Annotated in this window: 19 protein-coding genes and 1 tRNA gene; 4 read left to right on the top strand and 16 right to left on the bottom strand. The window is 68.0% G+C overall.

The features are described from left to right. Positions 1 to 2 precede the first annotated feature (2 nt). The 3 genes from ACT9AS_RS10625 to ACT9AS_RS10615 are packed head-to-tail and all read left to right on the top strand — an operon-like array spanning position 3 to position 4,280. A complete protein-coding gene (locus ACT9AS_RS10625) occupies positions 3 to 1,523 on the top strand; it encodes an efflux transporter outer membrane subunit (RefSeq protein WP_445100106.1) in 1,521 nt (506 codons plus the stop codon). Further along, a complete protein-coding gene (locus ACT9AS_RS10620; RefSeq protein ID WP_445100105.1) occupies positions 1,520 to 2,710 on the top strand; it encodes an HlyD family secretion protein in 1,191 nt (396 codons plus the stop codon). The genes ACT9AS_RS10625 and ACT9AS_RS10620 overlap by 4 nt, the downstream gene beginning before the upstream one ends. 1 nt (position 2,711) lies before the next feature. After that, positions 2,712 to 4,280, top strand: coding sequence for a DHA2 family efflux MFS transporter permease subunit (locus ACT9AS_RS10615; protein ID WP_445100104.1), 1,569 nt, complete (start codon positions 2,712 to 2,714; stop codon positions 4,278 to 4,280). Between the two features lie 3 nt (positions 4,281 to 4,283). On the opposite strand, the gene ACT9AS_RS10610 is transcribed toward ACT9AS_RS10615, so the two are convergent. From ACT9AS_RS10610 to murJ, 13 genes are all read right to left on the bottom strand, one after another. Next, positions 4,284 to 4,865, bottom strand: a complete 582-nt coding sequence (locus ACT9AS_RS10610; RefSeq protein ID WP_445100103.1) for a hypothetical protein — start codon at positions 4,863 to 4,865, stop codon at positions 4,284 to 4,286. Between the two features lie 28 nt (positions 4,866 to 4,893). Beyond that, positions 4,894 to 5,733 carry a glycoside hydrolase family protein gene (locus tag ACT9AS_RS10605; RefSeq protein WP_445100102.1) on the bottom strand — a complete coding sequence of 280 codons (840 nt, stop codon included), beginning with the start codon at positions 5,731 to 5,733 and terminating at the stop codon, positions 4,894 to 4,896. A 237-nt stretch (positions 5,734 to 5,970) separates the two neighbouring features. Next, positions 5,971 to 7,386 (bottom strand): DNA repair protein RadA, encoded by a 1,416-nt coding sequence (gene radA / locus ACT9AS_RS10600; RefSeq protein WP_445100101.1) that lies wholly within the window; start codon positions 7,384 to 7,386, stop codon positions 5,971 to 5,973. Between the two features lie 233 nt (positions 7,387 to 7,619). After that, positions 7,620 to 8,930 (bottom strand): HipA domain-containing protein, encoded by a 1,311-nt coding sequence (locus ACT9AS_RS10595; protein WP_445100100.1) that lies wholly within the window; start codon positions 8,928 to 8,930, stop codon positions 7,620 to 7,622. Then, on the bottom strand, positions 8,927 to 9,277 hold the full coding sequence (locus ACT9AS_RS10590) for a helix-turn-helix domain-containing protein (RefSeq protein WP_445100099.1): 351 nt from the start codon (positions 9,275 to 9,277) through the stop codon (positions 8,927 to 8,929). Before ACT9AS_RS10590 ends, ACT9AS_RS10595 begins: the two co-directional genes overlap by 4 nt. 249 nt (positions 9,278 to 9,526) lie before the next feature. Next, positions 9,527 to 10,534: an NAD-dependent epimerase/dehydratase family protein gene (locus ACT9AS_RS10585; RefSeq protein WP_445100098.1), complete on the bottom strand. Its 1,008-nt coding sequence runs from the start codon at positions 10,532 to 10,534 to the stop codon at positions 9,527 to 9,529. Between the two features lie 15 nt (positions 10,535 to 10,549). Then, on the bottom strand, positions 10,550 to 11,836 hold the full coding sequence (gene tviB, locus ACT9AS_RS10580; protein WP_445100097.1) for a Vi polysaccharide biosynthesis UDP-N-acetylglucosamine C-6 dehydrogenase TviB: 1,287 nt from the start codon (positions 11,834 to 11,836) through the stop codon (positions 10,550 to 10,552). Positions 11,837 to 11,961: 125 nt separating this feature from the next. Next, positions 11,962 to 12,037: transfer RNA gene (locus ACT9AS_RS10575), tRNA-Thr, on the bottom strand. A 47-nt stretch (positions 12,038 to 12,084) separates the two neighbouring features. After that, the gene (gene ispH, locus ACT9AS_RS10570; protein ID WP_445100096.1) at positions 12,085 to 13,035 is read right to left on the bottom strand and encodes a 4-hydroxy-3-methylbut-2-enyl diphosphate reductase; all 951 of its coding nucleotides are present in this window, start codon (positions 13,033 to 13,035) and stop codon (positions 12,085 to 12,087) included. Between the two features lie 9 nt (positions 13,036 to 13,044). After that, on the bottom strand, positions 13,045 to 13,551 hold the full coding sequence (lspA, locus tag ACT9AS_RS10565) for a signal peptidase II (RefSeq protein ID WP_445100095.1): 507 nt from the start codon (positions 13,549 to 13,551) through the stop codon (positions 13,045 to 13,047). A gap of 99 nt (positions 13,552 to 13,650) precedes the next feature. Beyond that, on the bottom strand, positions 13,651 to 16,464 hold the full coding sequence (gene ileS / locus ACT9AS_RS10560) for an isoleucine--tRNA ligase (RefSeq protein ID WP_445100358.1): 2,814 nt from the start codon (positions 16,462 to 16,464) through the stop codon (positions 13,651 to 13,653). 65 nt (positions 16,465 to 16,529) lie between these two features. Continuing rightward, a complete protein-coding gene (locus ACT9AS_RS10555; RefSeq protein WP_445100094.1) occupies positions 16,530 to 17,495 on the bottom strand; it encodes a bifunctional riboflavin kinase/FAD synthetase in 966 nt (321 codons plus the stop codon). A gap of 222 nt (positions 17,496 to 17,717) precedes the next feature. Then, the gene (gene murJ, locus ACT9AS_RS10550) at positions 17,718 to 19,295 is read right to left on the bottom strand and encodes a murein biosynthesis integral membrane protein MurJ (RefSeq protein WP_445100093.1); all 1,578 of its coding nucleotides are present in this window, start codon (positions 19,293 to 19,295) and stop codon (positions 17,718 to 17,720) included. Positions 19,296 to 19,464: 169 nt separating this feature from the next. On the opposite strand from murJ, the gene rpsT reads away from it, so the two are divergent. Then, positions 19,465 to 19,734: a 30S ribosomal protein S20 gene (gene rpsT / locus ACT9AS_RS10545; RefSeq protein WP_445100092.1), complete on the top strand. Its 270-nt coding sequence runs from the start codon at positions 19,465 to 19,467 to the stop codon at positions 19,732 to 19,734. Positions 19,735 to 19,962: 228 nt separating this feature from the next. Here rpsT and cgtA read toward each other — a convergent pair whose 3' ends face one another. The 3 genes from cgtA to rplU all read right to left on the bottom strand — a co-directional run bounded on the left by cgtA (position 19,963) and on the right by rplU (position 21,765). Beyond that, complete coding sequence (gene cgtA / locus ACT9AS_RS10540) at positions 19,963 to 21,045, bottom strand: Obg family GTPase CgtA (RefSeq protein WP_445100091.1); 1,083 nt, start codon at positions 21,043 to 21,045, stop codon at positions 19,963 to 19,965. 132 nt (positions 21,046 to 21,177) lie between these two features. Continuing rightward, positions 21,178 to 21,435, bottom strand: coding sequence for a 50S ribosomal protein L27 (rpmA, locus tag ACT9AS_RS10535; protein WP_445100090.1), 258 nt, complete (start codon positions 21,433 to 21,435; stop codon positions 21,178 to 21,180). A gap of 12 nt (positions 21,436 to 21,447) precedes the next feature. Beyond that, entirely contained in the window at positions 21,448 to 21,765 is a 318-nt protein-coding gene (rplU, locus tag ACT9AS_RS10530; protein ID WP_445100089.1) for a 50S ribosomal protein L21, read from the bottom strand. Positions 21,766 to 21,790: the final 25 nt, after the last annotated feature.

Below are 21,790 nucleotides of genomic sequence, written 5' to 3'. Positions count from 1 at the left end.
CCATGCCTTCGACAGAATTTCGCCCGCACCGCGGGCTGGGGCCCGTTTTCCTCGCGATTTCGCTCGGCGCGCTGCTGGCGGGCTGTGCGAGCACCCGCGGGCTGGCGCCGTCCGGCGACCCGCTCGATGCCGACAGCCTCGCCGCAAGCCGCAGCCTCGGCACGGACGGCACGTCCGACGCATCGATTTCCGACGCCGCCTTTCCCCGGCAGGACTGGTGGACCGCGTTCGGCGATCCGCAGCTCGACGCACTGATCACCGAAGCGCTGGCCGGCACTCCGAGCCTCGCCGCCGCCGACGCCCGCGTGCGCCAGGCGATCGCCCGCGCCGGACTGGCCGACGCCGCGCGCTCGCCGACGCTTGGCGTCGGTGCGCAGTACTCGGTCGTGCGGATCCCCTCGACGCTGGCCGGCGACGAGCTCGGCGGCGAGACCAACGGCAGCACCCTGCTGACCCTCAACTTCAAGTACAGCCCCGACCTCTGGGGTGGTCAGCGCGCGCAGTGGCAGGCCGCACTCGGCGAGGCCCGCGCGGCCGAGGTCGATGCGCAGGCCGCACGGCTGACGCTGGCGTCCAACATCGCCCGCGCCTATGTCGTGCTGGCGCAGGCGCACGAGGCGAAGGACGTCGCGCTCGACGAGCAGGCCCGTGCCAGCGAACTGCTCGACCTCGGCCGGCAACGCGTCGACGCGGGCCTCGACAACAACCTGCAGATCCGCCTCGCCGAGGCCAACGCCGCCAGCGCCCGGCAACAGGCGCAGGCCGCGCAGCAGCAGATCGATGCCACCCGCAACGCACTCGCCGCGCTGCTCGGTCAAGGCCCCGACCGCGGGTTGGAAATCACCCCGCCGCGCCTGCTCGACGCGCCATCGCCGACCGTGCCCGACGTGCTGCCAAGCGAGCTGCTCGGCCACCGCCCCGACGTGGTCGCCGCTCGCTGGCGGGTCGAGGCCGCGCGCCACGGCATCGACGCCAGCAAGGCCGCGTTCTACCCGACCATCAACCTCAACGCGATGGCGGGGCTCGCCTCGGGCGGGCTGTCCGACCTGTTCGGCAGCGACGCGCTGCTGGCCTACGGCGGCCCCGCGATCAGCCTGCCGATCTTCGACGGCGGCCGCCTGCGCAACCAGCTGGCCGGCAGCAACGCCGACTACGACCTCGCCGTCGCCGGCTACAACCAGAGCCTGGTCGGCGCCCTGCGCGAGGTCGCCGACGCGTTGCAGGCGATGCGCGCGCTCGATGGCCGGATCGCCACCACCGTGCAGGCCCGCGACGCCGCGCAAGCGGCCTGGGACATCGCCACCGCGCGCTACCGCGCCGGCCTCGGCAACCAGATCGACGTGCTGTCGGCGCAGGAGCCGCTGCTGCAGTTCGACCAGCAGATCGTCGCGCTGCGCAGCCAGCGACTGGCCGCCGCGATCGACCTCGACCTCGCGCTCGGCGGCGGCCTCGTGCTCACCGCGCCAACCGCGCCCACCACTCCAGACATCGCCACGGCCCCAGCCCGGAACCCCACGCCATGACCACCGAATTCAACCCGCAAGCCACCGCCGCGGCCGAGCCGCCGAAGAACAACAAGCGTCGCAGGGCGCTGCTGATCCTTGCCGCGGTGATCGCGGTCGTCGCCATCGTCTGGGCCGCCTGGTACCTGCTGGTCGCGCGCTGGCACCAGGACACCGACGACGCCTACGCCCAGGGCAACGTGGTCAGCATCACCCCGCAGACCGCCGGCACGGTGGTCAGCATCGGGGTCGACGACGGCATGAAGGTGCACGCCGGCCAAGTGCTGGTGCAGCTCGATCCCAACGACGCCAGGGTCGCCTACGAACAGGCCGTCGCCAACCTCGCCAGTGCGGTGCGCGAGGTGCGCGGACTGTACAGCGTGGTCGATGCGGGACAGGCCGAACTGGACGCGCAGCGGGTCGCGGTCGAGCGTGCGCGCAATGACGTCGCCCGCCGCGAAGGACTGGTCGCCAGCGGCGCGGTCTCGGCCGAGGAACTGGCCCACGCCCGCGACCAGCTGTCCGCCGCGCAGGCCGCGTTGTCGGCGTCGCAGGGGCAACTCTCGCGCAACCGCGCGATGGTCGATTCCGGCAACCCGGTCGCCGAGCAACCGCAGGTCCGCGCCGCCGCCGCGCAGGTGCGACAGGCCTACCTCACGCTGCAGCGCGCGTCGATCGTCGCGCCGGTGTCCGGCTACGTCGCCCAGCGCCACGTGCAGCTCGGCCAGCGCGTGCAGCCGGGCGCGTCGCTGATGACGATCGTGCCGCTGGAGCAGATGTGGGTCGAGGCCAACTTCAAGGAAACCCAGCTCGGCGACATGCGCATCGGCCAGCCGGTCGAGGTCCACGCCGACCTGTACGGCGATGACGTCACCTTCGACGGCACCATCGGCAGCCTCGGCATGGGCACCGGCAGCGCGTTCTCGCTGCTGCCGGCGCAGAACGCCAGCGGCAACTGGATCAAGATCGTACAGCGCGTGCCGGTGCGGATCGACCTCGATCCGGCACAACTGGCCGAGCATCCGCTGCGGATGGGCCTGAGCATGAGCGTCGATGTCGACGTCCATGACCAGGACGGCGCGGTGCTCGCCGCCAGGCCGCCGGCCAAGCCGGTGCTGTCGACCAATGCCTACAGCGAGCAGCTGGCCGACGCCGACGCGCTGATCGAGAAGATCGTGCGCGACAACCTGGCCCAGAAGCACAGCTGACATGGCGACCGCGGCAACCTCCGCAGCCGGCCCTGCAACCCCGGCGCAGCCATTCCGGCCGCCGACGCTCTGGCTGACGACCATTGGTCTTGCACTGGCGTCGTTCATGCAGGTGCTGGACCTGACCATCGCCAACGTCTCGTTGCCGGCGATCACCGGCAACCTCGGCGGCAGTGGCAGCCAGGCGACCTGGGTGATCACCTCGTTCGCGGTCAGCAACGCGATCGCGCTGCCGCTGACCGGCTTCCTCACGCGCCGCTTCGGCGAGCGCAAGTTGTTCATGTGGGCGACCGCGCTGTTCTCGATCGCCTCGCTGCTGTGCGGCCTGGCCGGCAGCATGGGCTCACTGGTCGGCGCGCGCGCACTGCAGGGCTTCGTCGCCGGGCCGATGTACCCGATCACCCAGGCGTTGATGATCTCGGTCTATCCACCGCACAAGCGCGGGCAGGCGATCGCGCTGCTGGCGATGGTCACCGTGGTCGCGCCGATCGCCGGGCCGATCCTCGGCGGCTGGATCACCGACAACTACAGCTGGGAATGGATCTTCCTGATCAACGTGCCGATCGGTTTCTTCTGCAGCTTCGTGGTCGGCCGCCAGCTGAAAGGCCGGCCGGAGCGGCTGGAAAAGCCGAAGATGGATTACATCGGCCTGGCCACGCTGGTGCTCGGCGTCGGCGCGCTGCAACTGGTGCTGGACCTCGGCAACGAGAAGGACTGGTTCGCCTCGACCGAGATCATCGTGCTGGCGATCACCGCGGTGGTCGGGCTGACGGTATTCCTGATCTGGGAGTTGACCGAGAAGGACCCGATCGTCGACCTCAGGCTGTTCCGCCACCGCAACTTCACCTTCGGCACCATCGCGATGGTGCTGGCCTACTCGGCGTTCTTCAGCGTCGGCCTGCTGGTGCCGCTGTGGCTGCAGCGCAACCTCGGCTACACCGCGATCTGGGCCGGCTTCGCGACCGCGCCGATCGGCATCCTGCCGGTGCTGCTGACGCCGCTGGTCGGCAAGTACGCGATGCGCATGGACCTGCGCTGGCTGGCCAGCTTCGCCTTCATCGTGATGGCGTTCACCAGCTTCGTGCGCGCCGGCTTCAACCTCGACGTCGACTTCCAGTCGGTGGCGATGGTGCAGCTGTGGCAGGGCCTGGGCGTGGCGCTGTTCTTCATGCCGGTGCTGACGATATTGCTGTCGGACCTGGAGCCGCACGAGATCGCATCGGGCTCGGGACTGGCGACTTTCGTGCGCACCCTCGGCGGCAGCTTCGCCGCGTCATTGACGACCTGGGGCTGGAACCAGCGCGGCACCATCCACCACGCGCAGTTGACCGAACACATCAGCGCGCACGACCCGGCGATGGTGCAGACCGTCACCGCGATCGGCCAGGGCGACCTGCAGCGCGGCGCGGTGATGCTCGACGGGATGATCTCGCAGCAGGCGGTGCAGATCGCCTTCAACGAGATCTTCCACCTGCTCGGCATTTTGTTCCTGCTGGTGGTGGTGTTTGTCTGGTTCGCCAAGCCGCCGTTCGCGGCCAAGAGCTCGGCCGCGGCAGCGGGTGGGCACTGACGATTATTGCGAAGCCGCGCCCGCGGCCGGCTGCAACACCATCCGCCAACCGTCGTACAGGTACCAGAGCTCCACGGGACCGGTGTCCGCGAGCACCTCGAAGGCGGCCTCGCGCTTGCCGGTTCCGGGGTCGAGGACGATCAGCTCCCAGACCACGGTGCGGTCGCCACGAAGCCCGTAAAACGTAGTCAGCATGCGCTGCTCGTTGGTCGGTACTTCGCCCTCGACATGGGGAACGTCGTGGCAGACGAGATCGTAGCCGGGCGACTGGATTTCCTTCGCCTCCTGCCGGAACACCTCGTCCGTCACCACCACCGTGTTCCCGACCCGGCCCTGTGCGGCCTCGGGAGTGGTGAGTCCGCCGCGATACCGGTCGGCCGACTTCACGGTGTAATCGCCCATCAAGCTGTCCATCGCGGGCGGCGATGCGTCCGCGCAGGTCTCATTCGCCGGCGGCGCGGCAGGCTCCGGTGCCGTCACGGGGGTTTCGGCGGCCACGGCCGGGACCGGCTCGCCACTGCAGCCGGCGACCAGCAGCGAAATCGCCAGCACCCGGCAGCACGTTCCCACGGCTTTCAGCCTCATACGATCCATTCGTCCTCCCAATGCGGCATCACCAGTGTTCATAGATGCCTTCGGAATACATGTCCCACTCCGCATCGCGGCGGTTGATCAATCCGTTGTTGACCTTGCCCTGCGACTTGTTCCACGCCTTCCACGCGTCTTCCAGCGTGTCGTACGAGGTGTCGGCTTCCGGATCGTTCACCATCTTCGCCACCGACGAACCGGCGAAACCGTCGCGCCCGATGTTGTAGGCCAGCATCACCATCGCATCGAACTCGTTCGCCGTCACCTCCACTTCGATGACCTCGTTGACCTTGTCGACGAACGGCGCCACGTCCTGCTGGAACAGCGTTTCCGCCTGCTCCTCGGTGATCCCGTCCTTGTAGAGGTCCCATTCGTTCTCGCCGATCAGGTGGCCGTAGCCGATGGTCGCACCTTCCACCCACTCGATGATGGGCTCGTCGGTGATGCCCACCTGGTCGTCGTACGGTTGCAGCGCGAGCTTCTCGACCTCCTTGAGCCAGGCTTCACCCTCGTCGCTCAGGGTCATGTCGTCGTCACACGTGGCCGAGGCGGTCTGCGGACCGCTGCCGCCGCCAGCCGCGGCAACGCACATGACGGGGGGCGGACCGGAACTGCCGCCACCACTTCCCGCACCACCGCCTCCGCCGGAACCGGGCGGCTGGTACGGCAGACCGGGGTCGACTCCACCGCCACCCGCGCCTGCGCCACCGCCGCCAGCACCGGGTCCGCCGCCACCGACCGTGCCGCCACCGTCACCACCGAAAAACGGGCCACCCGCCGCGGCTGCATCGGTCGCGCGGCCCGCACTGGCAACCGCGCCCGCGATGGCGTTGCCGCTGTCCAGCCCGGCGAGCTCCAATGCCATGCCGGCCGTCTGCTGCCGGACCGTGTCGCCGAAAGCGCCGAAAGTCGCGGCCGCCGCGAGCGAAATACCGGCGACGACAATCAGGTATTCGGTAATCCCCGCGCCTCGCGCGGACGACCTGGACGATTGCGTACCTGCCCCGTTTCCCGACATGCAGCCTGTTCCTTGCCACCTTTGCGGCCGTTCAGCTGTTGTCCGGACCCTAGTGGGAACCCGGGGGCGACACAATGAACCCGGTCACATTGCTTCAAGTGCCTCGGACAGCCGCTCGACCGCGATCACCTTCATTTCGCCGACGCGGCCGCTCTTCGGCGCGTTGCCCTTCGGCACGATCGCGCGCTTGAAGCCGTGGGTCGCGGCCTCCTTCAACCGGTCCTCGCCGTTGGGTACCGGGCGGATCTCGCCGGACAGGCCGACTTCGCCGAACGCGATGGTCTGTTCCGCCAGCGGCCTGTCGCGCAACGACGACAGCACCGCCAGCAACACCGGCAGGTCCGCCGCGGTCTCCTGCACGCGGATGCCGCCGACCACGTTGACGAACACGTCCTGGTCGCCGACGCCGATCCCGCCGTGCCGGTGCAGCACGGCCAGCAGCATTGCCAGCCGGTTCTGTTCCATGCCGACCGCGACTCGCCGCGGGTTGCTCAGCGGCGACGAGTCGACCAGCGCCTGCACCTCGACCAGCAACGGCCGCGTGCCTTCGCGCGTGACCATCACGCAGCTGCCGGGCTGCGGGCTGGCGCTGCCCGACAGGAAGATCGCCGACGGGTTGGGCACCTCGCGCAGGCCCTTGTCGCCCATCGCGAAGACGCCCAGCTCGTTGACCGCGCCGAAGCGGTTCTTGAACGCGCGCAGCACCCGGAACCGGCTGCCCGACTCGCCCTCGAAATACAGCACCGCATCGACCATGTGCTCGAGCACGCGCGGGCCGGCGATGCCGCCCTCCTTGGTCACGTGGCCGACCAGGAACACCGCGGTGCCGGTCTCCTTGGCATAGCGCACCAGCCGCGCTGCGCTCTCGCGTACCTGGCTGACCGACCCCGGCGCGGCGGTCAGCGATTCGGTCCACAGGGTCTGCACCGAGTCGGCGACGATCAGCCGCGGGCTGGTCGCCACTGCCTGCTCGAGGATCTTCTCGACCCCGGTTTCGGCCAGCGCGTTGACGCCTTCCAGCGGCAGGCCCAGCCGCGCACCGCGGCCGGCGACTTGCGCCAGCGACTCCTCGCCGGTGACGTACAGCGCCGGCAGGGTCGAGGCCATTTTCGCGACCGCCTGCAGCAACAGCGTCGACTTGCCGATGCCGGGGTCGCCGCCGACCAGCACCACGGCGCCCTGCACCAGTCCACCGCCGAGCACCCGGTCGAGCTCGCCGATGCCGGTCGAGACGCGCGCATGCTCGGTGTGGACGACATCCTTGAGCGCGGTGACCTTGGGCGCATCGACCTTGCCGGCCCAGCCATTGCGGCGTGATGCACCGGTGCCGCCGGCTTTCATCGCGGCGGCCGATTCGATCACGAACTCGCTCAGCGAGTTCCACGCCCCGCACTCGTCGCACTGGCCCTGCCACTTGCTGTGGTCGGCGCCGCACTCGGAACAGACGTAGGCGACCTTGGCCTTGGCGGATTTGCCGGGTGACTTGGGGGCGAATGACATGCGGCGGTATCGGAGCGGACGAGGCGTCACTTTAGCCGGCGGCGGTCGCAGGGCGGGAGATTGGGGGCGGATGGCCGCCCCGGGGACGGTCGGCCCGGCGCGGGGTTGCCTGGTTTTCGGACGGCGCGATCAAGCCTGGTGCAGGAGCGACGTAAGTCGCAATTTCATTGCTCTCCGGTTGCGTCGTGCGGTCGCGACTTACGTCGCTCCTACACGGAGCGGACGGTGCCGCTTCATGGGGTTCGCAGGTCGAGGCGCTGGCTCGCAGCGATCTGGTCCCGCCACTGCGGCGAAAGGCCGGCTTCGTCGGCGAACCCCGGCCACCGCTGCACCGCCCCCACCACCTCGTCCAGGATCGCCTCCGCCCGCCCACGCTTCAGCGACGCCACCTTGCCGCAGGCGCGGAAATCCTCACGGGTGAACCCATCCCGCTTGCCATTCATCGTCATCTGGTGCCGCGCGGTCCACATCCCCGCGGGATTGAAGCTCCACGTCATGTCGAACGCCGGCGACAGCGACCAGCGCCCACTGCGATCCATCAGGAACGCAATGTTCTTGACGTGGTCGTCCTGGTTGCGGCCGACGATGTTGAACGCCATCCGCCGGAACTGCTGTTCCAGCGCGGCCATTGGCAGTCCGAGCCGACGCATCGCCATCAGCGCCTGTTCGTAGCTGTAGGCACCAGCGGCGTTGAAGTCGTAATGCGCCAGCCCGCACAGCGACTGCATGTGCAACTTGCCGCCCGTCGCGTCGCGGTCGAAGCGGCGGGTCATGAAGTGACGCCGGCCGTTTTCCTCCAGCAGCCTGCACTCGGTCATGTCGATGCCGGCGGCGCGCGCCATCAGGTGGTAGGCGTACTCGATCACGCCATAACCGCGCGGATCCTCCAGCTCCTTGTCGCGGTTGCCGGACACGCCGTCGAGCTTCAGCAGCCAGTGCTCGAAGCCCTCGCCGACCCCGGCCTGGCCGGAACGCACTTCCTGGGTCTGCGGGTTCCACGCGATCAACGCCTTGGCCCGCGCACCCGCGGCCGACGTACCGACCCGCAGGATCTGCCGCAACGCCTGCGCGCGGTCCTCATCGGCGAACGACGCCTGCAGGTCATTGCGATGACGAAGCACCTCCGACGCCAGCTCGACCAGCGCATCGACCTCGACCCGGCGATCAGCGCGCCCGTCCGGCCCCTGCGACGGCGCGAACTCCAGCGCACCCATGCCGCGCGCGCCGATGTAGCACAGCCGCTCGACCGCGTTGAACGACTCCGGCGAGCGCCCCTGCCCCGCCAGCCACGCATCGATCAGGGTGTTGCCGAACGCATCCGGCAGCGAATCGGCCAGCAGCCCCGGCAAGCCGTGGAAGGTCGTCCGCGGCAACGCCGGGAATGCATACACCGTCGACGCCAGCGGCATCACCAGCGGCGAGACTTCTATGCCACTGCCGGTGAACTCGCGCGCGTACTGGAATTCGGCGACATCGCGGCCTTCAGCCAGCGTCACCGCGCCGATCGTCCGGCCCCACAGCCGCACCGCGGCCAGCGTCGTCATGGCTCATCGCCCCAACGCCAGGGCCTGGTGGCCGGCTCGGCGACACCCGCGCGCGGCGCACGTTGCCGCGTCCTGCCTTCGCGCCGCAGGACATCCATCGGTCCCGGACCGGCCGTCGGCAACAACGCCTCCAACCCATCGAGCAGTTGCAGCACCCTCAATACCCGCACCAGGTTCGGCGACTGCACCGCGTCGCCCGCCTCCAACCGCTCCAGCGTCCGCTTGGACACCCCCGCCTGCTCGGCCGCCTCGGCCTGGGTCATCCCCATGGCGATACGCCGCGCCGCCAGCCGCTCGCCGAGCGCCTGCAGTATGGCCAGGTCAGTAAGATTTGCGTCGATCTTCATATCGTCACTTATGCCGAATTAACGGAAAATTCTGCTATAAATCGCAATAAGTAACGACTTATATTCCATGCTAATTCAAAAGTCAATTCGCCACAAATAACGAATTATCGTCTACAGAGCGACCCACCCCGCAAAAGCGACCAACTCCGTGTAGGAGCGACGTAAGTCGCGATCGCACGACGCAACCGCAGACCAGTGAAATCGCGACTGACGTCGCTCCTACCAGGGCGAGACCGCGATCCGGCCCGCCTACTCCCCGTAGTACTCCCGATACCACTCCACGAAATTCGCCACGCCCTCTTCGACCATGACCTTCGGCCGATAGCCCAGCTCCGTTTCCAGATCGGCACAATCGGCAAACGTGTCCGGCACGTCGCCGGCCTGCAGCGGCAACATCTCCAACGTCGCCTTGCGGCCCAGGCTCTGCTCCAGCACCTCGATGTAACGCAGCAGCGGGGTGTTGGCCGAGGAGCCAATGTTGAAGAGCCGGTACGGCGCGTTCGAGGTTGCCGGGTCGGGGTTGGCGGAATCCCAGTGCGGGTCCGGCCCTGGCGGATGGTCCAGTGCGCGGATCACGCCTTCGACGATGTCGTCGATGTAGGTGAAGCTGCGCGAATGGTGGCCGTGGTTGAACACCTTGATCGGCTCGCCCGCGAGGATCGCCCTGGTGAACAGGAACAGCGCCATGTCCGGCCGGCCCCACGGCCCGTACACGGTGAAGAAGCGCAACCCGGTGCTCGGGATGCCGTAGAGATGCGCATAGCTGTGCGCCATCATCTCGTTGGCCTTCTTGGTCGCCGCGTACAGCGTCAGCGGATGCTCGGTCGACCGGTGCTCGGAGAACGGCATCGTGGTGTTGGCGCCGTACACCGAACTGGTGGAGGCGAACACCAGGTGCTCGACGCCGTGGTGGCGACAGCCCTCCAGGATGTGCAGGAACCCGGTGACGTTGCTGCTGGCGTACACGTGCGGATTCTCGGCTGCGTAGCGCACGCCCGCCTGCGCGGCCAGGTTGACCACCCGCTGCGGCTTGTGGATCGCGAACGCCGCCTCCACCGCCTCGCGGTCGGCGAGGTCGGCGTGGATGTGCGTGTAGTCGGGATGGTCCATGAAGCGCGCCAACCGCGCCTGCTTCAGGGTGACGTCGTAGTAGTCGCTGAGGCTGTCGAAGCCGACCACCTCGTCACCGCGTTCAAGCAGCTTGATGGCGACGTGCGAGCCGATGAAGCCGGCGGTGCCGGTGACCAGTACTTTCATGAAGGCTCCCGTTGCCTAGAGGCGGCCGTCCACGCACTCGCGCGGCAGCACGTACTTGACGTCGTAGACCACGCATTCCGGCTTTCCGAACGCGCGGATGCCCCCGGCACCCAGCGCACGGAACTCGTCATGCCCCACCGCGATGATCACCGCGTCGTACTCACCCTGCCCGGGCCGGACAATCGGCGCCAGGGCGTATTCATGCTGCGCCTGGGCCGGGTCGACCCACGGGTCGAATACGTCGACCTCGACGCTGTAGCCATGCAGCGCGCCGACGATATCGACCACCCGCGTGTTGCGCAGGTCCGGGCAGTTCTCCTTGAACGCCAGCCCCAGCACCAGCACCCGCGCATGCACCGGATTGATGCCCTTGCCGACCATCAACTTGATGACCTCGCCGGCGACATAGCCGCCCATGCCGTCGTTGGTCCGGCGGCCGGCGAGGATCACGTCGGGGTGGTGCCCGATCTCCTGCGCCTTGTGGGTCAGGTAGTACGGGTCGACGCCGATGCAATGGCCACCGACCAGCCCCGGCCGGAACGGCAGGAAGTTCCACTTGGTACCCGCCGCCTCCAGCACCTCCAGCGTGTCGATGCCGAGCTTGTTGAACAGGATCGCCAGGTCGTTCACCAGCGCGATGTTGAGGTCGCGCTGGGTGTTCTCGATCACCTTGGCTGCCTCGGCCACCTTGATGCAGCTGGCCTTGTGGGTGCCTGCGGTGATGATGCTGGCGTACAACGCATCCACGAAGTCCGCGGCCTCCGGCGTCGAGCCCGAGGTCACCTTGAGGATGCTGGTGACGCGGTGCTGCTTGTCGCCCGGATTGATCCGCTCGGGGCTGTAGCCGACAAAGAAGCCCTCGTTGAACTTAAGTCCGCTCACCCGCTCCAGGATCGGCACGCAGACCTCTTCGGTGCACCCCGGATAGACCGTCGACTCGTAGACCACGGTGTCGCCCCGTCGCAACACTTCGCCAAGGGCCTCGCTGGCCCGGACCAGCGGCGTGAGGTCCGGCCGGCGCGCCGCATCGATCGGCGTCGGCACGGTGACGATGTAGACGTTGCAGGCGGCGATGTCGCCCAGCTCGCTGGTGAAGCCCAGCCGGCTGGCGGCCGCAAGTTCCTCCGGCGACACTTCGAGGGTGTCATCGCGACCGCTTCGCAGTGCATCGACCCGCGCCTGGTTGATGTCGAATCCCACGGTATCGAAACGCTTGCCGAACTCGACCGCCAGCGGCAGGCCTACGTAGCCAAGCCCGATGATCGCGATGTTCGCCGTACCCAGCCCCAAGCTGTCCTGCATGTCTGCTCCCGAATTCGACCGCCCGGCGCACACTACGCCGCGATCGATTATGCGTCACATGGGAAACGGCATTTCCGACCCGGGATCGGCCACAAAAAAGCCCGCCGAAGCGGGCCTTTGTGTCTTGGTGCCGGAAATAGGAATCGAACCTACGACCTACGCATTACGAATGCGCCGCTCTACCAACTGAGCTATTCCGGCGAAGAGGCGGAATTGTAGGGTTGGCGGGCCTGCAGGGTCAATCGAGGTCAGTCGACCAGTTGCACCCGCAGCTCCTTTGGCAGCGCGAACACCATGTTCTCGGGCTCGCCGTCGAGCTCGGTGAGCGTGTCGGCGCCCAACTCGCGCAGGCGGGCGATGACGCCGCGGACCAGCACGTCGGGAGCGGAGGCGCCCGCCGTTATGCCGATGTGCTTGCGGCCGACGATCCAGGCGGGGTCGATCTCGTCGGCGCCGTCGATCAGGTGGGCCTGCACGCCCTGGCGCTCGGCCAGCTCGCGCAGGCGATTGGAGTTGGAACTGTTGACCGAGCCGACCACCAGCACCAGGTCGCATTTCGCCGACAGCTCGCGCACGGCGTCCTGGCGGTTCTGGGTGGCATAGCAGATGTCGTCGTTCTTCGGCCCCTGGATCGCCGGGAACTTGGCCTTGAGGGCGTCGATCACCGCGCGGGTGTCGTCGACCGACAGCGTGGTCTGGGTGGTGAACGACACATGCCCGGGCTGCTCGACGGTCAGCGCAGCGACGTCTTCGAGGTCCTCGACCAGGTAGATCCGGCCGCGGCCCGCCTCGCGCTGCCACTGGCCCATCGTGCCCTCGACCTCGGGATGGCCTTCGTGGCCGATCAGGATCATGTCGCGACCGGCGCGGCACTGGCGGGCGACTTCCAGGTGGACCTTGGTCACCAGCGGGCAGGTGGCGTCGAACACCTTGAGGTCGCGCCGCGCGGCCTCGGCGCGGACGGCCTGGGAGACGCCGTGGGCGCTGAAGATCACGGTGTTGCCGTCGGGGACCTCGTGCAGCTCCTCGACGAAGATCGCGCCGCGCTGCTTGAGGTCGTCGACCACGAACTTGTTGTGCACGACCTCATGGCGCACGTAGATCGGCGCGCCGAGGGTCTCCAGCGCGCGGTTGACGATCTCGATCGCGCGGTCGACGCCGGCGCAGAAGCCGCGGGGGTTGGCGAGGATGACATCCATGGGCGGATTTTACCCTCGCGTGGCGGTCGTCTTGCCCTGCCCGCTGAACAAGCCGTAGAGGGCGATGCCAATGGCGCCGCCGACGATCGCGGCATCGGCGATGTTGAACGCGGGCCAGTAGTAGTCGCCCACGTACCACTGGATGAAGTCGACGACATGGCCGTGGATGAGCCGGTCGATGACGTTGCCGATCGCCCCGCCGATCACCAGCGCGTACGGCAGCGCGGTCTTCCAGTCGTGGCGCGGGGTGCGGCTCAGCCAGTAGCCGAGCAGGCCGCAGATGCCGACCGCCAGGATCATGAAGAAGTACTTCTGCCAGCCACCGGCGTCGCTGAGGAAGCTGAAGGCGGCGCCGGTGTTGTAGGTGCGGTACCAGTTCCACACGCCTTCGATCACCGGGATCGCGGTGTATTCGGGCAGCGAGGTCAGCACCCAGTACTTGCTCAGCTGGTCGAGCCCGATCACCACGGCCGACAGCACCAGCCAGATCAGGGCGTTGGGTTTGGAGTTGGGCATGAAATTGGTCTGGTCCGGTGTTCCCTTCTCCCGCTGCGGCGCCCGAAGGGTGTGCAAAGCTGAGAAGGTGCCCGAAGGGCGGATGAGGGAAGTGGCAAGTCAGAACCAGCGGCGGTCTTCGCCGTCGCCGTCGATGTTGTCGACGCAGCGACCACACAACGTCGGATGCGCCTCGACGCTGCCGACGTCGGCGCGGTAATGCCAGCAGCGGCCGCACTTGGCTTTCTCGCTGCGGCTTGCCTCGACCAAGACCTCCTTGGCCGCGTCGTCGGCAACCACGCTGACATCGCCGCTGATGAACAGGAACCGCAGCTCCTCGGCCAGCGGCGCCAGCCAGTTCTGGTCGGCGACGCCACAGCGCAAGGCGATCTCGGCCTCCAGCGCAGCGCCGATCGTGCCGGCGGCGCGCATCGGTTCCAGCAGCTTGCTGACCTGCTCGCGCAGCGCCAGCAGGCGCTTGAAGTCCTCGGCCGTCAGCGGGGCGTCGTCGGCCAGCGGGGCGAGGCCGTCGTACCAGGTGGTGAACAGCACGTTGCCCTCGCGCGGGCCCTGCTCGGTCACGGCCGGCAGGTAGTCCCACATCTCGTCGGCGGTGAAGCTCAGGATCGGCGCGATCCAGCGCACGAACGCCTCGGCGATGCGATACATCGCGCTCTGCGCGGAGCGGCGCCCGCGCGAGTCGGCCGGCATCGTGTACAGGCGGTCCTTCGTCACGTCGAGGTACAGCGAGCCGAGGTCGACGCTGCAGAAGTTGGCCAGCAGCTGCACGATCTCGGCGAAGTCGTAGCGCTCGGTCGCGGCGATGATCTTCTGCTGCAGGCCGTGCGCGCGGTGCACGATCCAGGCGTCGAGCGCGACCATTTCCGCAGTCGGCACCAGGTGCGCGGTCGGGTCGAAGCCGTCGAGGTTGCTCAGCAGGAAGCGTGCGGTGTTGCGGATGCGGCGGTAGCCGTCGGCGCTGCGCTTGAGGATCTCGTCGGACACCGACATCTCGTTGCGGTAGTCGGCCGAGGCGATCCACAGCCGCAGCACGTCCGCGCCCATCGCGTCGACCACCTTCTGCGGCGCGACCACGTTGCCGAGCGACTTGGACATCTTGCGGCCGGCGGCGTCGACCACGAAGCCGTGGGTCAGCACCTGCCGGTACGGCGCCTCGCCGTCCATCGCGACGCCGGTCAGCAGCGATGACTGGAACCAGCCGCGATGCTGGTCGGAGCCTTCCAGGTACATGTCGGCCGGCTTGCGCAGGCCGTCGTCCGGCCGTTGCGCGAGCACGCACTCATGGGTGACGCCGGAGTCGAACCAGACGTCGAGGATGTCGGTGACCTTGTCGTAGTCGCCGGCCTCGTCACCCAGCAGCGTCGCCGGATCGAGCGCATGCCACGCATCGATGCCGTCGACCTCGACGAGCTTGGCGACCTCGCCCATCAGCTCGACCGAGCGCGGGTGCGGCTCATGGCTGACCTTGTGCACGAACAACGCGATCGGCACGCCCCAGGTGCGCTGGCGGCTGATGCACCAGTCCGGACGGCCCTCGACCATGCCGGCGATGCGCGCCTCGCCCCAGTCCGGGAACCAGGCGACCTTGCCAATCGCCTCGACCGCGTCACTGCGCAGGTTGGCCTGCTCCATCGAGATGAACCACTGCGGGGTGGCGCGGAACGCCACCGGCGTCTTGTGGCGCCAGCAGTGCGGGTAGCTGTGCTCGAGCTTCGAGAACGCCAGCAGGGTGTCGTTGGCGCGCAGCACCTCGACGATCGCGTCGTTGGCTTTCCAGATGTGCAGGCCTTCGAGCGTGGCGCCGTCGGCCGCGGGCGTGCCGGGCAGGTACACGCCACGCGCGTCGACCGGGTTCAGCACGGCCGCTTCGAGCCCATCGAGCAGACCGTACTTGCGGGCCACCGCGAAATCCTCCTGGCCGTGGCCGGGCGCGGTGTGGACGTTGCCGGTGCCGTCCTCGTCGGAAACGTGCTCGCCGAGCAGGATCGGGATGTCGCGCTGCGCATAGAACGGGTGGCGGACGACGAGGTTCTCCAGCTCGACGCCCCTGGCGCGGCCGTGGACGACGACGTCCTCGACGCCATAACGCTTCAGCGAGCTCTCCGCCAGCGCCTCGGCCAGCACCAGCCAGCGGCGGCTACCATCGGCACGGGCCGGCCCTTCGACCAGCACGTAATCGAGGTCCGCACCGACGCTGATCGCGAGGCTGGCCGGCAGCGTCCACGGGGTGGTGGTCCAGATCGGTACCGCGACCTCGATCCCCTGCTCCACCGCGATCCCGAACGCGCTCGACAGCTTCTCGGCGGACTTCGCCGGGTAGCCGACATCGATCGCCGGCGACACCTTGTCGGCGTACTCGATCTCGGCCTCGGCCAGCGCCGAGCCGCAGTCGAAGCACCAGTGCACCGGCTTGGCGCCGCGCAGCAGGTGGCCGCGGTCGATGATCTTCGCCAGCGAACGCAGCATGTCGGCCTCGAAGCGCGAGTCCATCGAGCGGTACGGGTTGTCCCAGTCGCCCAGCACGCCGAGGCGCTTGAAGTCGGTGCGCTGCAGGTCGATCTGCTCGGCGGCGTACTCGCGGCATTTCTGGCGGAATTCGGCCGCGTCGAGCTTGACCCCGACCTTGCCGTACTTCTTCTCGATGGCGATCTCGATCGGCAGGCCGTGGCAGTCCCAGCCCGGCACGTACGGTGCATCGAAACCCGACAGCAGCTTCGACTTCACCACCAGGTCCTTGAGCACCTTGTTGACCGCATGGCCGATGTGGATCACGCCGTTGGCGTACGGCGGGCCGTCGTGCAGCACGAAGCTGCGCCCGCGGCCCTTGACCTTGTCGCGGATCCGACCGTACAGGCCCTGCTCCTCCCAGCGCGCGAGCGTCACCGGCTCGCGCTTTGGCAGGTCGCCGCGCATCGGGAACTCCGTCGCCGGCAGGTTGAGGGTGGCCTTGTAGGAATTGGCGTCGTTGTTCTTGGCGCTCACGCAGTTGCTCGCGGTTGGTGTTGCATCAGGATGGCGCGGGCCTGCTCGGCATCGCGGTTCATCTGCGCGACCAGGGTCGGCAGGTCGTCGAATTTCTCTTCATCGCGCAGCCGGGCGACGAACTCGACCTCGATCCGGCGACCGTACAGGTCGCCGTCGAAATCGAACAGGTGGGCTTCGAGCAGTGGCTCGGTGCCGTTCACCGTCGGCCGGGTGCCGAGGCTGGACACCGACGCCCGCGGCTCCCCGCCGATGCCGTGGACGCGGGTGGCGTAGATGCCCGACAACGCCGGAACCCTGCCACCGAACCGCATGTTGGCCGTCGGGTAACCCAACTGGCGGCCAAGCTGCGCACCACGCACCACCCGCGCACCGATGCGGTACGGGCGGCCGAGCAGGCGCGAAGCGGTGGCAAAGTCGCCCGCCTGCAACGCCCTGCGGATGCGGGTGCTGGAGACGCGCTCGCCGCCGAGCAGTACCGGTTCGATCTCGCCAGCCGTAAAGCCGTGGCCGTCGTCGGCCAGCTCACGTCCCATCCGCTGCAACAGCGCAAGGTCGCCGCCACGGCCCTTGCCGAAGTGGAAATCGGGCCCGACCCACACCTCGCGCACGGACAACTGTGCGACCAGTACCTTGCGGACGAAGTCCTCCGCGGACATCGCCGCGAAACGGGCGTTGAAGCGCAACAGGCCGACCTGGTCGATGCCGAGTTCGAGCAACCCCTCGACCTTGGCCCGCGCCGACAGCAGTCGTGGTGGCGGCTGGTCACCCGCGAAGAACTCCCGCGGCAACGGCTCGAAGGTGAGCGCCACCGCCGGCACGCCCAGCGCGCGCGCGCGCTCGACCGCGTGGCGCACCAGCGCCCGATGCCCCAAATGGAGGCCGTCGAAGGCGCCGATGCAGACCACACTGCCGTGCGGGCACCGCGGCCCGCCCTCGACGTCTCTGAACAGCCTGCTCATCGGTCGAAGTATAACGGGCGGAGCGCCCCGGCCGGCGGGCGCAGTGGCCCCCGATCTTGCGCGGCCAAGCGTCCCGCCCCTGTAGGAGCGACGTAAGTCGCGATCGCCTCGCCAGTTGTCGATTCCTGGACGTCGCGACTTACGTCGCTCCTACAACGAAGGGATACCGCGGTTCCGTTCAACACGAAAGACGCCACAATGGCGCGCCCCCCTTTCCTGACCTCAATGCCGCAGATGGCGGGGACGCAGCCCGGCCACCAGTAGCACCACGCCATACACCCCGGCACCCGCACCGATCACCAGCAGCAGCCACGCCCAGCGCCACCAGCCGGTCATTGCCGTCCAGTCGCCAACCCACTCACGCAGGCCGACCACGACGGCCGCCATCGCGACCAGTCCCACCACGATCCGCCCCAGCCAGCGGCCCCAGCCCGGTTGCGGCTGGTAGATGCCATCCCGGCGCAGGTAGCGCCACAGCAACGCCGCGTTGAGGATGCCTGCCAGCGCGGTCGCCGCGGCGATCCCGGCGTGTGCCCACGGCAGGTCCATGCGGTACAGCGGCGTCACCAACACGACCGTCAGCACCACGTTGGCGACCACCGTGATCACCGCGGCGCGCATCGGGGTCCGGGTGTCCTTGCGGGCGTAGAACGCCGGCAGCAGAACCTTGCTGAGCATGAAGGCGGGGATACCGACGCTCATCGCGGTCAGCGCGTAACCCACCATCCGGGTGTCCTCCCCGGTGAACGCGCCGTAGCGGAACAGCGAGGCGGTCAGCGGCTCGGCCAGCAGCGCCAGCCCGAGCGCGGCGGGCATGCCGACCAGCAGCACCATCCGCAGGCCCCAGTCGAGCGACTTCGAGTAACCGCCGGCGTCCTCGTCCGCGTGCAGGCGCGACAGCTGCGGCAGGATCACGGTGCCGATGGCGACACCGAACAGTCCCAGCGGCAACTCGGTCAGCCGGTCGGAGTAGTACAGCCACGACTGCGCGGCCGGCACCAGCAACGAGGCGAACACGGTGCCGACCAGCAGGTTCACCTGCGACACCGACGAGGAGAAGATCGTCGGCAGCATCAGCGTCATCACCCGCCGCACGCCCGGATGGCGCAGGTTGAAGCGGAACCTGGGGCGCAGCCCGAGACGCCCCATCGCCGGCCACAGCACCAGCATCTGCAGGATGCCGGCGGCCAGCACGCCCAAGGCCAGCGCGTTTTCGTCGACCCCGAGAAAGCGCGGCAGCAGCAGCATCGCGCCGATCAGGGTCAGGTTGTGCAGCACCGGGGTCAGCGCCGGCAGGCCGAACTGGCGGAAGCTGTTGAGCACCGCGCCGGCCAGCGCGGTCATCGAGATGAACGTCAGGTACGGGAAGGTGATGCGCAGCATGTCCGCGGCCAGCGGCACGGTGTCGGTACCGGCCGGCGCCAGCGCCAGGAAAAGCTCGGCGATCCACGGCGCGGCCAGCATGCCGACACCGCTCACCAGCACCACGACCGCCAGCAGCGCACCGGCGACATGGTCGAGGAAGTCCTGCAGCGCCTTCTCGTCGCCCTTCTGCTTCAACTCCGACAGCAGCGGCACGAATGCCGACGAGAACGACCCTTCGGCGAAGATCCGCCGCAGGTAGTTGGGGATCCGGTAGGCGACCACGAACGCGCTGACCGCCGGGCTGGCGCCGAACAGGCTGGCCTGCAGCCAGTCGCGAAGGTAGCCGGCGATGCGCGAGATGAACGTCATCGCGCTGAATACCGCGGTGGAGCGCAGCATTCCGGCCTGGCGGCCCTTGTCCGGGCCGGCGCTCATCGGCGACTCCGTGGCCGCGCGCCCTTCACATGGGCGATGTTGACCCAAGCCATTGAATCCCCCATAATTTCCTGTCTACTCGCTGGGCAACCGGCCGACCATGGTGTCGGCAAACCCGTCCGCAGTCCATTTTTCTTTCCGCTCCAACTACATATTTCAGGAATACGCCGTGGCAAACATCAAGTCCGCCAAGAAGCGCGCCAAGCAGGCCGTCGTGCGCAACGCCCGTAACGGCAGCCAGCGCTCGATGCTGCGCACCGCCGTGAAGAAGGTGCTCAAGGCCCTCGGCGAGAACGACGCCGCCGCCGCCGAGAACGCCTTCAAGGTCGCCCAGCCGATCCTCGACCGTTTCAGCTCGCGTGGCCTGATCCACAAGAACAAGGCCGCGCGTCACAAGAGCCGCCTAACCGCCCGCATCAAGGCGCTCAAGGCCGCCTGATCCGGCGTTGCCCCTCCGGGGCGATCCAGACGCACGAAAAAGCCCGGCTCCCGCCGGGTTTTTTCGTGGGTGGCCGTTTTTCAAGCATGCAGGCACGACGACAATGGCCTCTGTAGGAGCGACGTAAGTCGCGAAGTCCAGGAACCGACGAATGGCGAGGCGATCGCGACTTACGTCGCTCCTACAGAAGCCCGGAAAAACACAAAAGCCCGGAAAAGCCCGGAATCTTCAGCCCACGTCGGGATTGCCGCTGCCGTGGGCCTCGGCTTCAGCCGCGGCCTCCAGCGCATCCTCACGCTGGCGGTCGAAGAACGCCATCACGTCGAGCATGATCGGCCAGGTGCCCTCGCGACCGATCGCCGAGACCAGGTAGGAGCGCTCCTTCCAGCCCAGCTCGTCGATGACCGACCGGGCAATCGATTGACGCTCGTCCTCCGGCAGCAGGTCGGCCTTGTTGAGGACCAGCCAGCGCGGCTTGTCCAACAGCTCGGGATCGTGCTTCTCCAGTTCGCGCTCGATCGCGCGAACCTGCTCGGCGGGGCTGATCTCGACCCCACCCTCCATGGCCGCGATATCGACCAGGTGCAGCAGCAGGCTGGTGCGCTGCAGGTGGCGCAGGAACTGCGCGCCCAGGCCCGCACCGTCGGCAGCTCCCTCGATCAGGCCGGGGATGTCGGCGATCACGAAGCTGCGGTACTGCTCGACCCGGACCACGCCGAGATTGGGGTACAGCGTGGTGAACGGGTAGTCGGCAACCTTCGGCGTCGCCGCCGAAACCGCGCGGATCAGGGTGCTCTTGCCTGCATTGGGAAATCCGAGCAGGCCCACATCGGCGAGCAGCTTCAGCTCCAGCTTCAGCGTCCGCTCCTCGCCCGGCAGGCCAGGCAGCGCCTTGCGCGGAGTGCGGTTGGTCGAGCTCTTGAAATGCATGTTGCCAAGCCCGCCCTTGCCACCCTGGGCGACCAGCAGCCGCTCGCCATGCGTGGTCAGGTCGCCGATGGCCTCGTCGGTCTCGACGTTGACCACCACGGTGCCCACCGGGACGGTGATGGTGAGGTCCGCGCCGGCCTTGCCGTACATCTGCCGGCCCATGCCGTTCTGTCCGCGCTGGGCACGGAACGTCCGCTGGTGGCGGAAATCGACCAGGGTGTTGAGGTTTTCGTCGGCGATGAGCCAGACACTGCCACCATCGCCGCCGTCACCGCCGTCGGGTCCGCCGAGCGGGATGAATTTTTCACGGCGGAAACCGATGCAGCCGTTGCCGCCGTTGCCTGCGGTGACCTGGATTTCGGCTTCGTCGACGAGCTTCATGCCTGGACCTTGCTTGTGGATGGAACGGATTGATTGTTGCAGAAACGAAAAGCCCCGCCGAAGCGGGGCCTCCCGAAACATCTGCCGGACATCGACGCCGGCCGGGTCAGGCCCTGGCCTGGCCCCGGGCAATCACTCGCTGACGATGTTGACGGTGCGGCGCTTCTTCAGGCCCCGGGTCGTGAACTCGACCTTGCCATCGACCAGCGCGAACAGCGTGTGGTCGCGGCCCACGCCGACGCCCTCGCCCGGATGGAACTGGGTGCCACGCTGGCGGACGATAATGTTGCCCGCTTCGATCGCCTGGCCGCCGTACAGCTTGACGCCGAGGTACTTCGGGTTGGAGTCGCGGCCGTTGCGCGAGGAACCTACGCCCTTTTTGTGTGCCATGACTGCTTCTCCTTACTTGCTGCCACCGGCAATGCCGGTGATCTCGATTTCGGTGTAGTGCTGACGGTGACCCATCTGCTTGCGGTGGTGCTTGCGGCGGCGGAACTTGACGATCCGGACCTTGTCGGCGCGGCCATGGCCGACGACCTTCGCGGTGACGCTGGCGCCCTTCAGCGCGTCGCCGAGCTTCACGCCCTCGCCGTCGCCCAGCATCAGGATGTTGTCGAGCTTGATCTCGCTGCCGGCTTCGGCCTCGAGCAGCTCGACGCGCAGGGTTTCGCCCTGCATCACGCGGTACTGCTTACCGCCGGTGACTACAACTGCATACATGACCAGATTCCTCTGTAGTTATTTT

It is taken from the genome of Lysobacter sp. F60174L2 (assembly GCF_052547135.1).
Note: the sequence above shows the minus strand (reverse complement) of the source record. Positions and strands in the feature narration are given on the sequence as shown.